Source organism: Evtepia sp., assembly GCF_056797215.1.
Window position 1 is genome coordinate 3,183 of sequence record NZ_JBQILM010000014.1, and the last position, 18,825, is coordinate 22,007.

The window sequence follows — 18,825 nt, forward strand, 5'->3', positions numbered from 1 at the left end:
GCCTTTTTCCACGCACTGAGCGATTACCGCTGGAAATACTCTGATTCCCGATATTGGATGGCCTCCGCCAGGTGGGCGGCCTGGATGGCCTGGGCCCCGTCCAGGTCGGCGATGGTCCGGGCCACCCGGAGGATGCGGTCATAGCTCCGGGCGGTGAGGCCCATGTGGGTATAGGCCCCCTTCATCACAGCCTGCCCCGCCTGGTCCAGGGCGCAGAACTGCCGGAGCGCCTCCTGGCCCATCTCCGCGTTGCAGGCGGGGCCGTCGGGGCCGAAGCGGGCGGCCTGCCGTCCCCTGGCCGCCGCCACCCGGGCCCCCACAGCGGCGGAGGACTCCCCAGGGCTGCGGTCGGCCAGGTTGGCGAACTCCAAGGGGGGCACCTGCGCAAAGAGGTCGATGCGGTCCAGCAGGGGGCCGGAGAGCTTGCCCAGGTATTTTTTAACCTCCCCCGGCGAGCAGCGGCAGCGTCCCGAGGGATGGCCATACCAGCCGCACTTACAGGGGTTCATGGCGCACACCAGCATGAAGCGGCTGGGGTAGCGCTCCGTCCCGGCGGAACGGACCACGGAGATGGCCCCCTCCTCCATGGGCTGGCGGAGCACCTCCAGCACGTCCTTGTGGAACTCCGGCAGCTCGTCCAAAAAGAGAACCCCGTGATGGGCCAGGGAGATTTCCCCCGGCTTGGGGTAGGGGTTCCCACCCCCGGCCATCCCCGCGGAGGAAATGGTGTGGTGGGGGGCACGGAAGGGCCGGGCGGTAAGTAAGGGCCGCTCCTGGGAGGTCAGGCCCATGACAGAGTGGACCTGGGTGGCCTCCAACGCCTCCCGCCGGTTCAGGGGCGGCAGGATGGAGGGCAAACGCCGGGCCAACATGCTTTTCCCAGAGCCCGGCGGGCCAATCATGGCCACGTTATGCCCCCCGGCGGCGGCGATTTCCAGGGCCCGCTTCACCTGCTCCTGGCCCCGGACCTCGGAAAAGTCCGGCAGGGGCTGCTCCGCCGCTGTCCCCTGCCAGGGGGGCGCGGGGGAAATGGGGGCCTCCCCAGCCAGATGGGCGGCCAGCTGCGCCACGGTTTCCACCGGGTAGACCGCTAGCTCTCCGGCGATGGTGGCCTCCGCCGCGCTGCTCTGGGGCACATACAGCCGCTTCACCCCCGCCGCCTTGGCCGCCAGGGCCATGGGCAGCATCCCCACCACCGGGCGCAGGGCGCCCCCCAGGGAGAGTTCCCCCACAAAGGCACAGTCCGGGTCCTCCCAACACAGCTGCCCACTGGCAGAGAGGATGCCCACCAGGATGGGCAGGTCATACACCGTGCCGGATTTGCGCAGGTTGGCCGGGGCCAGGTTTACCGTAATCCGCCCCACGGGGAAGCTGAAGCCGCTGTTCTTGATGGCCGAGCGCACCCGTTCCCTGGCCTCCTTCACCGCCGCGTCCGGCAGGCCTACAATGTCGAAGTTGGGCAGGCCCCCGGCCAGGTCGCATTCGGCGGTGACCTCGTAGCCATAGATGCCCTGGAGGCCCAGGGAGCGAATCTTGTGGAGCATGGTACGCCCTCCCCTCTTGTGGTTTGTTCTATCATGCCACAAATCGGGCTGTGTGGCAAGGCAAAGGGGAAAGTTTTCCCGCCCCCAGGCAGAAAAAGGGCCGGCTCCATGGCGAGCCAGCCCTTTCGTCCCCCTCCTCTGCCCCCATTATACCCGATGCCTCCGCCCTTCCGCAAGCCCCGCTTTTCTCAGCTTTACAAATTGCCCATGAGGTGGTAGGATAGTACAAAAATCCCACAGAGGAGGGACTGGCAATGAAGCGTGGTCTGGTGTTAGAAGGCGGCGCCATGCGGGGGATGTTCTCCGCCGGGGCGATGGATGTGATGATGGAGCGGGGCATCTCCTTTGACGGGATCATGGGGGTCTCCGCCGGGGCGGTGTTTGGCTGCAACTACAAATCCAACCAGCCGGGGCGGGTGCTGCGGTATAACCTGCGCTTTTGCCAGGACCCCCGCTATTGCAGCTTCCGCTCCTTCCTGAAAACCGGGGACCTCTACGGGGGGGAATTTTGCTACCGGGAGATCCCCAACAAGCTGGACCCCTTCGACCGGGCGGCCTACCGGGCCTCCCCCATGGACTTCTACGTGGTAGCCGCCGACGTGGAGACCGGGCAGGCGGTGTACCGCAACTGCCTAGAGGGCGGGGAGGAGGACTTGCAGTGGTTCCGGGCCTCCGCCTCCATGCCCCTGGCTGCCCGGGTGGTGGAGGTGGGGGGCCTGCGCCTGCTGGACGGGGGCATGGCGGACTCCATCCCCATCCAAAAGATGGAGTCCTTGGGCTATGACCGGAATGTGGTCATCCTCACCCAGCCCCTGGGCTTCGTGAAGGAGAAAAATTCCGCCCTGCCCCTGATGCGCCTGGCCCTGCGCAAGTACCCCAAGCTGCTGGACACCATGGCCCGCCGCCACCAGCGCTACAACGAGACCACCGCCTACATCCGGGAGAAAGAGCGCCGGGGGGAGCTGTTCGTCCTCCGGCCGGAGGCCCCCTTGGACATCGGCAAGGTGGAGCATAACCGGGAGAAAATCCAGGCGGTGTACGACATGGGGCGGCGGGTGATGGAAAAGCGGCTGGACGCGCTGCGGGCCTATTTGGAACAGTAAAAGGAGCTAGTTTATGTCGACACAATACAACGATCTCATCGGCCTGTCCACCGGCTGGCGGACCATGGCCTACACCTGGCGGGATGCCGTCCTCTACGCCCTGGCGGTGGGGGCAGGCTGGGAGGAACCCCAGTACACCTACGAAAAGGACTTGCAGTGCATCCCCACCTTTGGGGTTACCCCCTATTGGAGCACCCTCAACGTCAGCCCCAAGCCCCCGCGCCCCTGGTCCATCCCCGCCATCCTCACGGACAAGCTCCAACCGGAGCGGCCCTTTGTGAACTACGACTATGAATTCCTCTACCACCGCCCCATCCCGCCGATGAAGGGCAGCTTCCTCTCCCGGGACGTGCTCACCCACCTCTTCGACCGGGGGGAAGGCCGGGGTATGGTGGCCCGCTCCCAGGTGGAGGTCTTTGACGAGGGGGGCAACCTGCTGTGTACCAACCGCTGCGCCACCCTCTTCCCCTCCCTGGGGGGCTACGGCGGGGAACCCCTGCCCCGGCGGGAGAGCCGCATCCCTGACCGGACCCCGGACTTCACCGCCGACGGCCAGATCGCCGGCAACCAGCACCTGCTCTACCGCCTCACCGGGGACACCAACCTGGTCCACATCGACCGGGACACCATCCAGCGCCAGGGCTTAGCGGGGCCGGTGGTCCATGACCTGTGCGCCTTTGGTTTCGCCTGCCGCCTGGCGGTGGAAACCCTCTTCCCCGGTCAGCCGGAGCGCCTCACGCGGATGTACGCCGCCATGAAAACCGTCCTCTACCCCGACACCCCCATCCAGCTGCAGCTTTGGACGCTGGACGCGGGAAAAGCCGCCTTCCGGCTCCTCAACCGGGACAGCGGCAAGGCCATCCTGGACCGGGGGGAGCTGGACTGGCGGGTCTGAGCCCATGAAAAAAGCTGGGAGCCTGTTGCCAGGTTCCCAGCTTTATACTATCTGTCCCCAGCGGGACACAAAAGGCGCCCATTCAATACCGCCGTACCAACCCCACCACCTTCCCGATGATCTGGGCCATCCGGCCGTCGATGGGCTCGTAGTCCGGGTTCTCCGGCAGCAGCCAGAGGCCGCCGTCCCGGTAGGACAGGGTCTTGACTGTGGCCTCGTCCTCGAAGAGGGCCACCACGATCTCCCCCCGGCGAGCCTCCTGTTGGCTGTGAACCACCACCAGGTCCCCGGGTAAAATCCCTGCCCCCAGCATGGACTCCCCCCGCACCCGCAGGGCAAAATACTCCTCTGGGCGGCCCCCGGTGTCAAAGGGGATGTATTCCTCAATGCACTCCTCCGCCAGGATGGGGGACCCGGCGGCTACGTTGCCCAGCAGGGGGATCTGCCCCTCTGGGGGCAAGGCCTCCTCCACCAGGGTGATGGAGCGGGTCTTTCCCGGCTCCATGTAGACAATGCCCGCGTCCAGGAGCTTTTTCAGGTGGAAGTGGACGCTGGAAGTGGAACGCAAGCCCAGGTGCTCCCCGATCTCCCGGACAGTGGGGGGATAGCCCCGCTCCTGGGTGAACTGGCGCAGGAAGTCACACAGCGCCTGCTGTTTGGGGGTCAGTCTGTCCATGCTCTCACCCTCCTTGGGGAACGGCGTTTGCTTTGCCCGTAGTATACCACACTTTTCCTAGGAAATCAAACAGATGTTCGTCAAACAACCCCCGGTCTTTGGGACCGGGGGTTGTTTTTGGGCCTGGATTTTTCTTTGTATTACTGGGGTTCTGGAAAAAACGCCGTCCTCCATCTTGCCCTTCAATACTGCGTCACCCAGAGGGACAGGAACAGCAGCGGCACGAACCACAGCAGCAGGTACATAGACAGGGTCCAGGCGGTGAGGGCCACGGTGGCCCCGCCGCTGGACAGGGTGGCGGTGAGGAACACCCCCACGCAGGCGCTGGCACACACCAGGATGGTGTTCAGCCAGTGGGCCCTCCGGATGCGGCGGGCGCTGATGAGGGCATCGGAGAAGGGCGGCAAGCCCTCCCGGCACAGCACCGCCACCAAGGTGTTGTCGTGCTTCTGGTTGGGGCCAGAGAGCAGGAAGCGCTTTTGCAGGTCCGGGAAGTTGATTTTATTGGCCGGGAGCTGCCCACTCAGCCGCAGCCGGTGGGGGCTGAGGTTGAAGTCCCGGGTCACCAGCAGGGGGTTGAGCCGATGGGCAAACATGGCCCGCAGGGCGGGTAGGATGGTGGGATGGAGGGTATAGCGCAGGGTAAAGGCCCCGGCTAAGTCCCCGTCCACGGCACAGAAAATGGCGTCCTTGGCCTTGATCTCCGGGGGGATGGTGTGGCCCAGGCGGCTCATAAAGCCGCTGTTGCCCACGTGGACCTGCAGCCCGCCGATCTGCCCCGCCAGGCCCCCGGGCTGCATCAGCAGCCGTTCCACGGCGGAGTAGTTGCCGTGGTATTCCTGAAGGAGGCGGTCGAAGGGGTAGGCCAGCCCGGAGGCGGACACCCGAACCACCGAGGCGGCCAGGGACACCACCCGCTCGGCAGAGAAGGCCCCCAGGGGGGTGGCCTTGGTGATGACCACGGAACCAGGGGGGTAGAGGTCGTAGTCCCCCAGGGCGGCGGTGCGGCAGCCCCGGCTGTTGTCGATCCCAGGCCAGCCTGCCAGGGCCACCCCCAGGCGGGAGAGCTTCTTGCTCAGGAGCTTTGCCGGCAAGCTCAGCATCATAGGCGCCCCCAGGGTGGCGGCGGCGGTGAACAGGGCCGACAGGGACCAGAACACCAGCTTGGGCTGGTGGTGGGCCACGGTGGTCAGCAGGCCTAAGCCCAGGCAGGCCGCCAGCAGCACAATGGTCAGCCGCTGGAAGCGCAGGGCCCCCTGGCTGGTGCTGCGGATTTGGCTGCCGAAGCCAGCGGGGGTGCCAATCCACTTGCGAAACGCGCTCTGGCTGCCGTAGATTTCCGGGTCCTTGGTGACCACGTAGGGTTGGGCCACGGTGGCGGCTGTCTTGCAGGCCTCCCAGCGGGTGGAGATGGTGAAATAATGCCCCAACAGGTGGAAGGCCAGCACCAGGGCGCAGGGGGCCAAAAACGGCACCGTAAAGGGCCGGAACTCCATGGTCATCATGGTGGCGGTGTCCACCACGGTAAAGAGGGTGGCAAACAGCGCCAGGCTGTCCTCATTGGGCCGCAGGTGGATCAGGTGCATCACACCCTCCTCCAACACCTCTAAGGCCAGCACAGCGCACACCCCAAAGAGCACCAGCCCCACCGGCAAGAGCAGCTTGTCCGGGATCAGGCCGTTTAACATGGGGAACAGGCCGCTGACCTTGGTGTAAGTGATGGCCAGCAGCACCACCGCCACCACCATGGAGAAGATGCAGCGGGGCTGCAAGCCCCCCAACACCTCCTCATACTCCTTGGCCAACTGCCCTGGGGGGGCGTCTGGCGGCGGCTCCACGGGGGCCTTGGCCTGGCGCTCCCAGGGGAAGTGGAATTTACGTCCGGCCTCCGCCCCCTCGGCCTGGGCGGTTTCGCCCCCCTCTGGCGGCGGGGACGCCTTAGGCGGTGGCGGGCCCTGGACCTGCCCGGCCTCCCCCGGCTCCTTCTCGCCAAAGACCAACAAGTCCGGCCCGTCAGAGGTGGGGACTTCTTGGGGTTCCCCTTCCTCCTCCTCATCCTCCTCGTCGCTGTCCTGGGGGGCGTTGGATGCCGGGGCTGCCTGCCCCTCCTCCTGCTGGGGGGCGGCCCCCTCCGCCGGGGCTTCTGCCTCTGGCGGGGCAGGGGAGGTATCCCCCTCCTCTGGGCCGCTTTCCGGGGCAGCCTGGGACGGCCCCGGGGCAGCGCTGGGCTGGCCCCCCCCTTGGGGGGCCGCAGGGGCCTGCTGCTGCGCCGCCTGGACTGTCTTGGCAATCTCCTCCACCACGGGCCCCCCTTGGGCCGGTACGGTGGCCTGGGAGGCGGCCCCTGCCTGGGAGGCAGCCCCTGCCTGGGGGGTGGCCTGAGGCGGCGCGGGGGGTGGGGCCTGGACTGGTGGGGGGCTCCCCGCTGGGGGCTTGGAGCCAGGGGTAAAGCGCCGGGTGGCCTCCATGGCCTGCCCCTCGGGCTGGGAGGCCTCCCCCTTTGGAGGCTGGGCCGCCGGGGCCTTCTCCGCCGGGGGCTTGGCCACCGACAGCTCCGGCGCCTGGGGCGCCAGGGGGGCAGGGCCTTTGCCTGGGGGGGGGAAGTCGGAATACTCCCACAGTATGTCCTTTAAGCTGTAGTTATCATCTGCCATAGGATAGCCTCATCAATCAAAGTCACAGCCGCTGCCGCACGGCTTCGTAAAGCAGCACCGCCGCCGCCGCGCTGGCATTGAGGGAGTTCAGCTTCCCCCGCAGGGGAATGCTCACCAGCACGTCGCAGCGCTCCGCCACCAGGCGGCTCATGCCGCTGCCCTCGGAGCCAATGACAATGGCGGCAGGGCCTTTCAAGTCCGCGTCATACAGGGGGGTGGCAGCCTCGGCGGCGGCGCCGAAAATCCACAGCCCCTCCTTCTTCAAGCGCTCCAACAGGGAGGCCAGGTTGGCCACCCGGGCCACCGGCAGGTGGCTCACCGCCCCGGCGGAGGTCTTGGCCACCACCGCGGTGAGCCCCGCGGAGCGGCGCTTGGGAATGACCACCCCGTGGGCCCCGGCACACTCGGCGGTGCGGATCACCGCCCCCAGGTTGTGGGGGTCGGTGAGCTCGTCGCAGATCACCACCAGGGGGGCCTCCCCCTTGGCCTTGGCGGCGGCCAGGATGTCCTCCACACTGGCGTATTCCCGCACCGCCGCCACGGCAATGACCCCCTGGTGGGCATGGGTGCGGCTCATGGCGTCCAGCTTGCGCCGGTCGGCGTGGGACACCACAATCCCCCGCTCCCGGGCGGCGGAGGCAATGTGGCCCAGGGCGCTGTCCCCCTCGCCTTTGAGCAGGTATATCTTATCTATGGCCGTCCCCGCCCGCAGGGCCTCGGTGACGGCGTTGCGGCCCTCGATGATCCCATCGGGGGCGGACGCTGGAAGGTTCTCTTTCATCACAATGCTTCGTTCCTATATCTATAAATTTTGAAAGTACATTATACCATAAAGCCACGGGAAGAAAAAGTACTTTTTGTTACCGTTTTCACTCTCTCAAACCCAGAGCTTGATTCCCCCACCCGCTTGTGGTAAGATAGAGAAAATGGAAAAAAGGACGTTATTTGCATGGAAATCAACGGCACCACAGTGGAACTCGATTTACGATACAGCGAAATGAACCTCTCCCCTGGCCTGCTGCGGGCCCTGGATGAAAAGGGCTTCACCCTGGCCACCCCGGTCCAGGCCGGGGCCATCCCCTGCTTCAAGGACTGGAAGGACGTCATTGCCAAGGCCCCCACCGGCTCCGGCAAGACCTTTGCCTTTGGCATCCCCATGGTGGAGCACACCAACCCCCAGGGCCTGGACGTCACCGGCCTGATCCTAGCCCCCACCCGGGAGCTGGCCATGCAGATTCAGGACGAGCTGCGCCAGCTGTGCGCCTTCCTCCCCGGCATCCGGGTGGCCTGCCTCTACGGCGGGCAGCCCATTGAACGGCAGATCAACCTCTTGAAAAAACGCCCGCAAATCGTGGTGGCCACCCCGGGGCGGCTGATGGACCACATGAAGCGCCGCACCGTGCGCCTGCATAAGGTGGAAACCGTGGTGCTGGACGAGGCCGACCGGATGCTGGACATGGGCTTCATCAAGGATGTCACCCACATCCTCAAGCAAATCCCCAACCGCCGGAACCTGGGGATGTTCTCCGCCACCATCTCCCGGGAGGTCATGGATATCTCCTGGGTCTACCAGCGCGACCCTGTGGAAATCGTGGTGCGCCCCCTCCAAGAGAACCGCCCCAAAATCAGCCAGTACCGCCTAAAAGTGGACCTGGGGGGCAAGGTGGACCTGCTCACCACCATCCTGGAAACCCAAAAGCTGGACCGGGTGATTGTGTTCTGCAACACCAAGAACAACACCGACCGCATCACCGGCCTGTTGCGCATGCGGCAGATCTCCGCCCAGTGCATCCACGGGGACCTGGGGCAGAAGGTCCGGGAGCAGGTGCTCACCGCCTTCCGCAAGGGGGAGCTGCGGGTGCTGGTGGCCACCGACGTGGCCGCCCGGGGCCTGGACATCGACGATGTGGACGCAGTGATCAACTATGACATCCCCGAAGAGGGGGAATACTATGTCCACCGCATCGGCCGCACCGGCCGGGCCAAGCACCAGGGGGCGGCTTACAACCTCCTCTCCTCCATCACCGAGGAAATCCGCCTGGACGAGATTGCCCGGAACAACAAGTACGAAATCAAACCCATTACACTATAAGAGGAACCGGTTGCAACGATTATGATACGCTTTCAAGCACCCACCCCCGCCCAGCGCGGTTGGGCCCAGCCCCTGCTGATGGCGGAGGGGCTGCCCCTGTGCGACTACAGCTTCCCCCTGCTGTGCTGCTGGCGGGACGCCTATTCCACCGAGATTGCCCCCCTGGAACAGCGCCTGCTGGTGCGCCTGCACAACAGCCAGGGGACGGTCTATCTCTGGCCTGCCGGCCGGGGGGACCCCCGCCCCGCCCTGGACGCCATCCTCCAAGACGCCCACCGTCTGGACGAACCCCTGCGTTTGGCCTCCCTGACGGCGGAGCACCAGGCCTGCCTGGAAGAACACTACCCCGGCCGCTTCTCCTTCCAGCCCCTGCGGGACGGCTTTGACTACCTCTATGAGGTCCAGCGCCTGGCGCAGCTGCCGGGGAAGAAGCTCCACGCCAAGCGCAACCACATCCACCGCCTGGACGAGAACTGCCCCGGCTGGACCTGGGCCCCCATGACCGACGCGGACCTCCCCCTGTGCCAGGCGCTGGACCGGAACTGGCTGAAGGCCGCCAAGGAGCGGGAGACCGCCCAGGGCCTGCGCTCCTTAGACCGGGAGCACCGGGCCCTGCAGCGGGCCCTCCAAGACCGGGCCCTGCTGGGCATCCACGGCTTGGTCCTGCGCTGGCAGGACCAGCTTTTGGGCTTCACCCTGGGGGCGCCCCTGAGCCCCACGGTGTTCGACGTGAGCTTTGAACGGGCCCGGGAGGATATCCAGGGGGCCTACCCCGCCGTCACCCGCTCCTTCGCCCGCTGGGTCCGGGAACACTACCCCGACATCCGCTACCTCAACCGGGAGGAGGACATGGGCCTGCCCGGCCTGCGCAAAGCAAAACAGTCCTACTACCCAGACTTGATGGGGGAAAAAATTTACGCGGTGGAACAATAAGCACAGCGGGAAACCCGCTGTATCTCATGGATTCTCCACTATGATTGTATATTTTGTATATCTATAGGAGGTATGCTCTATGATAACCATTCGCAGCTCCACCCAGGCAGACGTCCCCCTGCAAAAAGAGCTCTGGAAAAAGTGTTTCGGGGACGCCAGCGCCTATATCGACGTATTCTACCAAAAATTCTGCACCCCGGATCAAGTCCTGGTGGTGGACGAGGACGGGGAAATCAACTCCATGGCCGCCATGCTCCCCAGCACCCTGGCCTTCCCCGACGGCACAGAAGTCCCCGTGGGCTACGTCTACGCCCTGGCCACCAACCCCTACGTCCAGGGGAAGGGCCACGCCCGGCAGCTCCTCAGCTACGGCGACCAATACCTAAAGGAAAAGGGCATGAAGGCCATGGTCCTGGTGCCCGCCTCCCCCTCCCTCCACCGCTTCTTCGAGGCCATCGGGATGCAGGAGTGCTTCGCCACCCGGAAGGTGGAGGTACTCACCTCCAACCTCACCGGGAACACCGGCGGCGGCACCATGGCCCCCATCTCCCCCAAGGAGTACAATGAGATTCGGGAGACTTATTTGAAAGGCACCTTCCACATGACCTACACCGACCACATGGTCCAGTTCCAGCAGATTGGCAGCCACCTCTTCGGCGGCGACCTGTTCAAGCTGGAGTTTGGGGACACGGTGGGCTGTGCGGCCATTGAGTATGTCCAGCAGCGCCGCCTTTTGGTGAAGGAGCTGATGCTCCCCCAGGAGAAGATGCTCCAGGCGGTGGAGGTCATCAGCCAGGAGCTGGACGCCATCCGCTACCACATCCGCACCCCAGCCTTCTGGGACGGCATCAACGGCAGCTATGTCCAGCCCTTCGGCATGATTACCTGGTATGACCAGGAGCTGAAAGCCAAGTACCACAAGCAGGAGGGGTACTTGGGTCTGGCCTTTGATTGATTTGTAAGCCTATGAAAAACGACACGGGACCGCCACCAGCTTACGCTGGGGCGGTCCCGTGCCTTTTCTCTCTCTATATATGGGGCGGCGGCTCAGTCCATAGGCGGCTTTCGCCGTCCGCCGCCCCGGCGGCGCCAATGGGAACGGCCTTTCTTGCCGTCCCGGCGCTCTGGTGGCTTGTCTCCCTTGCCGCCGCGGCTGCGGCTGCTGCGGTGGTGGCGGCGGCGGTTGCCCTCGCCCCCACGCTCGTGGGTGCCAGCAGGCTGGGCAGGGCTGCCTGCCTCCTCAAGTGCCTGGTAGGTAGACATATACTGGTCCAGGGCAGAGGCCAACTGGCTGGTGCTGGGCTCTGTCCCCGGGTCGGGGGGCCGGCGGAGCTTTTCCAGCTCTGCCTTGGGGGGCTCCACGTAGCCCTCGGGGCGCTTGCCCTTGCCGTTGCGGACAACCCGCAGCTCACTGTTGTGATAGGTGCTCAGGCTGTCCGGGGCGCTGTCCAGGCGGACCCGGCAGGTCTCCCGGAGGGTGTTGACGCTGATGATGGTCCCCGCCCCGTCGGGGGTCTCCACGAAGGAATCCGCCCGGGGACAGGTTTTGGCCAAATCCTCATAGGCATGCTGCTCATAGTTCAGGCAGCACATCAAACGGCCACAGGTGCCGGAAATTTTGGTGGGATTCAGGGACAGGTTCTGGGTTTTCGCCATCTTGATGGACACCGGCTGGAAGTCCTTCAAAAAGGAGGCGCAGCAGAAGGGGCGGCCGCACACACCCAGCCCCCCCAGGAGCTTGGCCTCGTCCCGGATGCCAATCTGCCGCAGCTCAATGCGGGTGTGGAACACGGCGGCCAGGCTCTTCACCAGGCCCCGGAAGTCCACCCGCCCCTCGGAGGTGAAGAAGAAGAGGATTTTCGTGCCCTCAAAGGCGCACTCCACCCCCACCAGCTTCATTTCCAGCTTGTGTTCCAAAATCTTTTCCTGGCAGACCCGGAAGGCGTACTTCTCCTTCTCCCGGTTGCGCTCCACGATGAGCAGGTCCGCCTGGTTGGCCAGGCGCAGCACCGGGCGCAGGGGGTTGACCAGGGTTTCCGTGGGGTGCTCAAAGTTCCCCCGGACGCAGGTGGCATACTCCATGCCGGCGGCAGTTTCCACCATCACCCCGTCCCCTGGCCGGTAGGTGGCACCCTGGGGGTCAAAATAGTATTGCTTCCCTTCACTGCGGAAGCGAACGCTGATGATTTCCATAAAATTTAGTTACTCCTTAGGTTGAAAAGACCCGATGGCTTCTTTTCAACTGCGGCGGCTATAACACCGCCATGATCCACCCCGCCAGATGGCCGGGGCTGATGTTGAAGGCACTGGCGGCCCGGATGGGTTCCAGGCGGTCCACCGCTTCCAGCAGCTTGGGCTGGCGGCTGGCCTCCTCCACCAGGCGGTTGTGGGCCTCCTCCAGGAGCAGGGCCAGCTCTTCCCGGCTCTTCTTCTCCAAGGAGACCAGGAAGGGCAGGGCTTCCAGGGTGGAGGCCGCCCCCATAAAGCAGGAGGCCAACACGGCCCCCTGGGCGCTGGCCTCCGCCTCCGCCTCCCCCCCGGCCCGGAGGGTCTCGCAGCGGGAGCGGATGGTGGGCAGCAACAGGTCCGGGTTGGGGGTCAGGAAGAGGAAGCGGGCGTAGGCCGGCCCCTCCTCCACCAGCTTTAGGAGGATATTCTGCCCTGTGGGGTTGAGCAAATGGGCGTGGGGGAGGACATACACCTTGGCGGGGGCCTCGTTGGGGCGGATATAGGCGTCGGACCGCAGGGCCCGGACCTGCTCCGCCTTGAGCCCCTCCCCTTCCGGGTCTGCCAGGATGATATCCGGGTGGATGCCCTGGGCGGCTTTCCGGCAGCCGGAACAGCCCCCGCAGGGGGGCGTGGCCCCGGTACAGACCCAGGCGGCGGCCAACTGCCCCGCCAGGGCCTCCCGTGCCTCCCCGGTGACCAGGTAGGCATGGCTCAGCCTCCGCCGGGCCATGCGCTGTTCCAGGGGGGTCATGGCTGGGCCCCGAAGGCCCGCCGCAGGGCGGCGTAGCTCAGAGCATAGGCCACTTGGCTGGGGTCCGCGTCGGGGACGCTGAGCTCAAAGCAGTGGTAGCAGCCAGGGAATACGTGGTACTCCACGGGGACCCCCGCCGCCATCAGCCGGCTCCAATACTGGATGTTCTCGTCCCGGCCTGGGTCCAACTGGCCGATATAGGAGAAGAGGGGGGGCAGGCCCGTCAGGTCCTTGGCCAAGGCGGGGGAGACATACTGGCTGGGCAGCCCCCCCGGCCCCAGGAGCTTCTCCCAGGATACTTGGCAGTTGTCCAGGCACCAGACCTTTTTGTCGGTGATCTCCTGGGCGGAGGGGGTATCCAAACGGTAATCCAGCTCCGCGTACAGGGGCATTTGCAGGCAGAGGGCGGGGCCCTTCTTATCCCGGGCGTACAGGGCCACCGCCGCCGCCAGGTTCCCCCCGGCGGAGAGGCCGGACACCGCCAGCCGTTCCGGGTCCACCCCCAGCGCCTGGCCGTGGGCGTGGACCCACAGCAGGGCTTCGTAGCAGTCCAGCAGGGCGGCGGGGGCGGTCCACTTGGGGGAGAGGCGGTACTCCACAGAGATCACCACACAGCCCACGTTTTTCACATAGCGCTGGCACAGAGCCTCCTGGCGGTAGACGCTGCCAAAGAGGAAGCCACCCCCGTGGAAGAACAGCAGGCCGGGGAGGGTGTCACCGGGGCGCTCTTTGGGCTCATAGATGCGCAATTTCACCTCCGGGGCCCCTTCCGGGCCGGGGATCCTCTGGTCCCGGACGCTGACGGCGGGGTCCTCCTTGAGGTTTTCCAGCTCTTGGGCGTTGCAGCGGGCCACGAAGTCCTCCAAGTGGTCGAAGTCGAAGCCAGGGGAGGCGTCGTACCAGGCTTGCAGCTGGGGGTGGATGCGCGGGCGCAGATCAGACATGTGGGTCATCTCCTTCGTTCAAACGACGGTTAGGTTGGGCTCCGCCCAAACCCGGCAGGGGCGCTGCCCCTGCACCCTGCCACCTTTTGGTGTCACGCTACGCCTATTCGCGACGCGGTTCTAAGCCCCTCCGACTCCGGCGAACCCATCCGGGGCCTATGGCCCCTCCTTGGGCTTCGCCTGCGCTCCGGGGCTTAGCCCGCTGCTCATGACGGCTTCGCGCTTCGACTGAAAAAGGTGGACGAAAACTTTAATCTACATTCATCTTAATAGGCATGTTTTCCACGGGAGAATGCGATAACTGTGCGGCGGTTGGGTTCTGCGCCGGTGGAATAGGTGACGATGTCGGGGTAGTCCTGCAAGGTCTCGTGGATTACGTGGCGCTCGTAGGCGTTCATGGGCTCTAAGGTGATGTTGCGGCGGTATTTGACCACCTTCCCTGCCACCTTGGTGGCCAGGCGTTGGAGGGATTCCTCCCGCCGGGCCCGGTAGTTCTCCGCGTCCACGTGGATGCGCACCCGGTGGCTGCGGCCCCGGTTCACGGCGTAGTTGGTCAGCTGCTGGATGGCGTCCAGGGTATCCCCCCGGTGGCCGATGAGGGAGCCCAGCTTTTCCCCTTCCAGGGTAACCTGCACCCCCCGCTCTCCCTGGGGCTGGACCTTCACCTGGGCGCTGACGCCCATGTGTTCCAGCAAGCCCAGAAGGAAGCCCTGGACCCGCTGTTCCAGCTCTGCCCCCTCCAACGGGGGGTCCTGGATGGCAGCGGCGGGTTGGGCGGCCTCTGGGGCAGCTTCCTCAGCGGGGTGGGGTGCCGGGGGGGCTTCCGGGACGGGTTTTTCGGCGGGGGGCGCTGTCTGGGCCTCTTGCTCCGGCTGGCGGCTGCCCTTGGGGGCCCGCCGTTTGGGGGCGGCGGGTGTCTCCGGCTGGGGGGCGGCAGGGGCAGGCTGGGGGACGGGTTCCTGGGCCGGGGGGGCTTCGTCGGGGGCCTCGTAGGTCACTTTCACCTTAGCGGGGTTGCCGCCAAGGCCAAAAAAGCCGCTCTTGGCCCGCTCCAAGACCTCCACGGAAACACTGTCCCGGTCCAGCCCCAGTTGTTCCAGGGCGTTTTGGATGGCGGCATCTTCGTTCTTGCCGGTGGCTTCTATCCATTTCAACATAAGGCCATCTCTCCTTATTCTTCTTCCTGTTCAGCCTGGATATTCTCCAAGGTCTGGGCCTCCAGCTCCTGGGTGGTCAGGGGTGCCGGGATGGCCTCCTCCTCCGCCGGGGCGGTGTCCACGGGGGCGGGATCGGCGGGGGCGGCAGGTGGGGGCGGCATGGCGGCGTCCTTCTTGCCCTTCCCGGCGGCCTTTTCCGCCATCATACGCTCCCGCTGCGCCTCCTGCTCCTGGACGATCTCGGCGATCTCCCGATAGGGGTAGCTGGGGTAGCGGTCGGGGTCATAGCTGCGGCCGCGGGCATAGGTGCGCATGCCCACCCGGCTGGCGGCGGCAAGGCTCTTGTTGACCTTGCGCTCCATCTGGATGCGGCGCATCTCCTCGGCGGCCTTTTTCTTGGCCTCGGCCTGGGCCTTCTTCTCCTGCTTGACCCGTTCCTTTTCCTCTTCCCTCCGCTTGACCTTGTCCTCTTCCAGCTTCTTCTGGTGCTTGCGCAGGAAGGGGATGTTCATGTACTCCTGGAGGATAGCAAAGACGCTGTTGGCAATCCAGTAGATGCCCAGGGCGGCGGGGAGGGTGAAGCAGATCCACAGGGAGAACAGGGGCATCATGAACATGGTCATTTTGGTGTTCTGGTCCATGGTGCGGCTGGCCCCGGTGATCTTGGCGTTGACGCTGGTGGACACCCGGGTGGTGACGATGTTCAGCACCGCGGAGACCACGGGGATCATGAACAGCACAAAGGCTGGCAGCAGGTCCTCCTGTTTCCAGAACATGAAATGAGGGGTGCTGCTGAGGTTTGCGCCCAGGAAGGAGAAGTCGATCATGGGCATATCCGACAGCTCCGGCACGGCGGAGGTGATGCGGTCGTGGTTCAAGAACACATCCTGGGCCATTTGCAGCTGCTGGTTCTTGTAGTCCAGCACCTCGCCATAGAGCAGGTTGGACACGGAGTTGAACATATCCTCCGACATCCCCATCAGGTAGGTCAGGGGGCGGCGGATGACCAGGTAGAGCAGCATGAGGAAGGGCATGGGCAGGAACGACCACAGGCAGCCCCCGGAGGGCTTGACCCCCTCCTCCTCGTAGAGCTTTTGCAGCTCGATGCTGTAGCGCTGTCTATCGCGCATGTACTTTTGTTGCAGGACCTTTTGCTTTTCCGCCAGGCCGCTCATGGCCAGCATACTCTTGCGCCCTTTCAGAAAGACGGGGAAGAGGATCATACGCACCACCAGGCCGAAGAGGACCAGGGCGATGGCGTAGCTGCCGGTGATCTCGTAGAACCACAGGATCAGCTTGGCGAATGGGGTGAGAATCATGGTCATGGAATCATTGCCTCCAAGTTTCTTGGGTCCCGGCGAACCGGGCAGGCGCGCCGCCCCCTCAGGGCACAGGGTCGTAGGCGATGCTGTCCTGTTTGTGGAAGGGGTGGCAGCGCAGGATGCGCCGCAAAGCCAGCCACCCGCCTTTTAAGGCCCCGTATTTTTCAATGGCCTCCAGGGCGTAGGCGGAGCAGGTGGGGATGAAGCGGCAGCAAGGGGGGCGCAGAGGGGAGATGCCGCGCTGGTAGAAGCGGATCAGGGCCAGGAGCAGGGCTTTCATGGGGCGCCCTCCTTTTTGGGGGCCTTGCCCCCCGTCTCCTCCCGGGTCAGGCGCAGCTTTTTGGCCAGGCGCAGGAACTGCTCCTCCATCTGGGCATAGGGCCGCTGCACCGCCTGCATCCGGGCCACAATGACGATGTCGAAGCCCGGGCGCAGCAGGGCCTCGTGGGTGCGGTAGATGGCCCGCAGGCGGCGGCGGACCTTGTTGCGCACCACGGCATTGCCCAGCTTGGTGCCGGTGGTGAGCCCCAGGCGGTTTTCCCCCCTGCCGTTGGGGCGGCAATAGAGGACCATGGTGGGGGCCACGGCGCTGCGGCCACGGGCGTAGAGCCGGCGGAAGAGCCTGTTTTCTTTTAAGGAGACGGTATACTTCACGGTGTTTCTCCCCTGGGAGTACGGCGGGCAAGGGCATACCGGCGGCGGGTTTCCCGCCAAGCCAATAAGGGCGGTGGAAGCTGTTTCCCCGCCCTTTCTGGTGATCTGTCGATATGCGATTGCCCTGGCATCAGTGGGTCAGGCGGGCACGGCCTTTGGCGCGGCGACGGGCCAGGACCTTGCGGCCATTGGCAGTGTGCATCCGCTTGCGGAAGCCGTGCTCCTTGGAGCGCTGACGCTTTTTGGGCTGATAGGTACGAACCATTCCGATACACCTCCTGTATCTATTTCCAGCGGGACAGGCCCGCCCACCACAACGGCCGAGGGCAGCCCGGCCGCGGTTGTCAAAAGAAATGCGCAATTACATGAACGCTATTATAAGGGAAGGGGGGGCGCTATGTCAAGAGAAAATTTGCGATGGGGGCGGGTGCCCCAAGACAACCCCGCCAAATACCTTGCTATACCGCGAAAAATCTGGTATACTGAACTACTCAATAGAATTGTGGCAGAAAAAAGAGGCCCAGGGGCCAAAGGAGAGCAAGTATATGAATCCCGCCATCGGAGTATGGGAAAAAATCCTGGATATGTTACGCAACCACCTCACGGAGACCGCCGTGAACACCTGGTTTTCCGAAGTGGAGCCTGTGGCTCTGGAAGAGACCCGCTTCGTGCTGTACATCCCCTCCCCTATCATCCAAAACATCGTGCAAAACCGCTATGTGCCCGACATCCAAAAGGCGCTCTATGAGCTCTTCGCCTCGGAGATGGACGTGCTGATCCTGGGGGAAGGGCAGCGGGAGAAGTACACCCACAAGGACTCCTCCTCCCGCTTCCTCCCCGGCACGGAGGACTACACCTTCGAGCGCTTCGTGGTGGGCAGCTCCAACAAGTTCGCCCACGCCGCCGCCCTGGCGGTGTCCCAAAAGCCCGGGGAGAGCTATAACCCCCTGTTCATCCACGGGGAGTCCGGCTTGGGCAAAACCCACCTGCTCTACGCCATCGCCCACGCCATCCACAACGCCCACCCCGACTACCGCATCGTCTACATCCGGGGGGACGCCTTCACCAACGAGCTCATCCGGGCCATCCAGAAGGGCAAGAACCAGGAGTTCCGGAACAAGTACCGCTCGGCGGACGTGTTCCTCATGGACGACGTGCAGTTCATCGCCGGCCGGGACTCCACCCAAGAGGAGATGTTCCACACCTTCAACACCCTCTTTGAGGAAAAAAAGCAGATCGTCTTTACCGCCGACCGTCCCCCCAAGGAGATGCTGCGCCTAGAGGACCGCTTGAAAACCCGCTTTGAATGGGGCCTGCTGGCGGACATCCAGCCCCCGGACTACGAAACCCGTATGGCCATCATCAAGAACAAGTCCATCCGCATGGGGGTGGAGCTGCCGGAAGAGGTTTTGCAATATGTGGCGGAGAACATCACCGCCAACGTGCGGCAGATCGAGGGCACCGTGAACAAAATCCTGGCCTACCGGGACCTGCTGGACAGCAAGGTGGACGCCACCTCCGTGACCCGGGCGGTGCGGGACATGCTCAAGGACACCACGGACATCCTCCCCACCCCCGACGTGATCATCGACGAGGTGAGCAAGTTCTTCAACATGACCGAGACGGCCCTCCGGGGCCAGGCCCGGGCCAAGGACACCACCTTCCCCCGGCACATCGCCATGTACCTGATCCGGGAGATGACCAAGCTCTCCCTCACGGACATCGGCAAGGAGTTCCAAGGCCGGGACCACTCCACCGTCATCAACTCCATCCGCCGGGTGGAGAAAAAATGCAAGGAAGACCCCGCCACGGCGGAGATCATCAAGGACATCCGAACCAACATCAACGACCGCTACGGCTAACAGATCGGA

General features: G+C 64.7%; 18 protein-coding genes. 6 read left to right on the plus strand and 12 right to left on the minus strand.

Going from position 1 to position 18,825, the window contains the following annotated elements:
* Nucleotides 1-23 precede the first annotated feature (23 nt).
* Nucleotides 24-1,544 carry a YifB family Mg chelatase-like AAA ATPase gene (locus ACTOZL_RS04540; RefSeq protein ID WP_482476921.1) on the minus strand — a complete coding sequence of 507 codons (1,521 nt, stop codon included), beginning with the start codon at nt 1,542-1,544 and terminating at the stop codon, nt 24-26.
* A gap of 254 nt (nt 1,545-1,798) precedes the next feature.
* Between ACTOZL_RS04540 and ACTOZL_RS04545 the strand changes: the two genes are divergently transcribed.
* Both ACTOZL_RS04545 and ACTOZL_RS04550 read left to right on the plus strand, forming a co-directional pair.
* Entirely contained in the window at nt 1,799-2,647 is an 849-nt protein-coding gene (locus tag ACTOZL_RS04545) for a patatin-like phospholipase family protein (protein ID WP_482476922.1), read from the plus strand.
* 13 nt (nt 2,648-2,660) lie between these two features.
* Nucleotides 2,661-3,542 (plus strand): MaoC/PaaZ C-terminal domain-containing protein, encoded by an 882-nt coding sequence (locus ACTOZL_RS04550; RefSeq protein ID WP_482476923.1) that lies wholly within the window; start codon nt 2,661-2,663, stop codon nt 3,540-3,542.
* Nucleotides 3,543-3,624: 82 nt separating this feature from the next.
* Here ACTOZL_RS04550 and lexA read toward each other — a convergent pair whose 3' ends face one another.
* The 3 genes from lexA to rlmB form a co-directional block, all read right to left on the minus strand.
* Nucleotides 3,625-4,218, minus strand: a complete 594-nt coding sequence (gene lexA / locus ACTOZL_RS04555; RefSeq protein ID WP_482476924.1) for a transcriptional repressor LexA — start codon at nt 4,216-4,218, stop codon at nt 3,625-3,627.
* Nucleotides 4,219-4,400: 182 nt separating this feature from the next.
* Nucleotides 4,401-6,872, minus strand: a complete 2,472-nt coding sequence (locus tag ACTOZL_RS04560) for a hypothetical protein (protein WP_482476925.1) — start codon at nt 6,870-6,872, stop codon at nt 4,401-4,403.
* 22 nt (nt 6,873-6,894) lie between these two features.
* On the minus strand, nt 6,895-7,653 hold the full coding sequence (gene rlmB / locus ACTOZL_RS04565) for a 23S rRNA (guanosine(2251)-2'-O)-methyltransferase RlmB (RefSeq protein ID WP_482476926.1): 759 nt from the start codon (nt 7,651-7,653) through the stop codon (nt 6,895-6,897).
* A gap of 168 nt (nt 7,654-7,821) precedes the next feature.
* On the opposite strand from rlmB, the gene ACTOZL_RS04570 reads away from it, so the two are divergent.
* The 3 genes from ACTOZL_RS04570 (at nt 7,822) to ACTOZL_RS04580 (ending at nt 10,852) form a co-directional block, all read left to right on the plus strand.
* Complete coding sequence (locus ACTOZL_RS04570) at nt 7,822-8,964, plus strand: DEAD/DEAH box helicase (RefSeq protein WP_482476927.1); 1,143 nt, start codon at nt 7,822-7,824, stop codon at nt 8,962-8,964.
* A 21-nt stretch (nt 8,965-8,985) separates the two neighbouring features.
* Nucleotides 8,986-9,897, plus strand: a complete 912-nt coding sequence (locus ACTOZL_RS04575; protein ID WP_482476928.1) for a DUF2156 domain-containing protein — start codon at nt 8,986-8,988, stop codon at nt 9,895-9,897.
* Nucleotides 9,898-9,976: 79 nt separating this feature from the next.
* Nucleotides 9,977-10,852 (plus strand): GNAT family N-acetyltransferase, encoded by an 876-nt coding sequence (locus tag ACTOZL_RS04580; protein ID WP_482476929.1) that lies wholly within the window; start codon nt 9,977-9,979, stop codon nt 10,850-10,852.
* 92 nt (nt 10,853-10,944) lie between these two features.
* Here the strand turns inward: ACTOZL_RS04580 and ACTOZL_RS04585 are convergent, their stop codons facing one another.
* From ACTOZL_RS04585 to rpmH, 8 genes are all read right to left on the minus strand, one after another.
* A complete protein-coding gene (locus tag ACTOZL_RS04585; protein WP_482476930.1) occupies nt 10,945-12,090 on the minus strand; it encodes a PSP1 domain-containing protein in 1,146 nt (381 codons plus the stop codon).
* A 58-nt stretch (nt 12,091-12,148) separates the two neighbouring features.
* Complete coding sequence (locus ACTOZL_RS04590) at nt 12,149-12,877, minus strand: hypothetical protein (RefSeq protein WP_482476931.1); 729 nt, start codon at nt 12,875-12,877, stop codon at nt 12,149-12,151.
* Nucleotides 12,874-13,821: an alpha/beta hydrolase gene (locus ACTOZL_RS04595; protein ID WP_482476932.1), complete on the minus strand. Its 948-nt coding sequence runs from the start codon at nt 13,819-13,821 to the stop codon at nt 12,874-12,876. The genes ACTOZL_RS04590 and ACTOZL_RS04595 overlap by 4 nt, the downstream gene beginning before the upstream one ends.
* 266 nt (nt 13,822-14,087) lie before the next feature.
* The gene (gene jag, locus ACTOZL_RS04600) at nt 14,088-14,978 is read right to left on the minus strand and encodes an RNA-binding cell elongation regulator Jag/EloR (RefSeq protein ID WP_482476934.1); all 891 of its coding nucleotides are present in this window, start codon (nt 14,976-14,978) and stop codon (nt 14,088-14,090) included.
* Between the two features lie 14 nt (nt 14,979-14,992).
* The gene (locus tag ACTOZL_RS04605) at nt 14,993-16,303 is read right to left on the minus strand and encodes a YidC/Oxa1 family membrane protein insertase (protein ID WP_482476936.1); all 1,311 of its coding nucleotides are present in this window, start codon (nt 16,301-16,303) and stop codon (nt 14,993-14,995) included.
* A 58-nt stretch (nt 16,304-16,361) separates the two neighbouring features.
* A complete protein-coding gene (gene yidD, locus ACTOZL_RS04610) occupies nt 16,362-16,580 on the minus strand; it encodes a membrane protein insertion efficiency factor YidD (RefSeq protein WP_482476937.1) in 219 nt (72 codons plus the stop codon).
* Nucleotides 16,577-16,954, minus strand: a complete 378-nt coding sequence (rnpA, locus tag ACTOZL_RS04615; protein ID WP_482476938.1) for a ribonuclease P protein component — start codon at nt 16,952-16,954, stop codon at nt 16,577-16,579. The genes yidD and rnpA overlap by 4 nt, the downstream gene beginning before the upstream one ends.
* A gap of 130 nt (nt 16,955-17,084) precedes the next feature.
* Nucleotides 17,085-17,219: a 50S ribosomal protein L34 gene (gene rpmH, locus ACTOZL_RS04620; RefSeq protein WP_482476940.1), complete on the minus strand. Its 135-nt coding sequence runs from the start codon at nt 17,217-17,219 to the stop codon at nt 17,085-17,087.
* Between the two features lie 280 nt (nt 17,220-17,499).
* Between rpmH and dnaA the strand changes: the two genes are divergently transcribed.
* Nucleotides 17,500-18,816, plus strand: a complete 1,317-nt coding sequence (dnaA, locus tag ACTOZL_RS04625) for a chromosomal replication initiator protein DnaA (protein WP_482476942.1) — start codon at nt 17,500-17,502, stop codon at nt 18,814-18,816.
* Nucleotides 18,817-18,825: the final 9 nt, after the last annotated feature.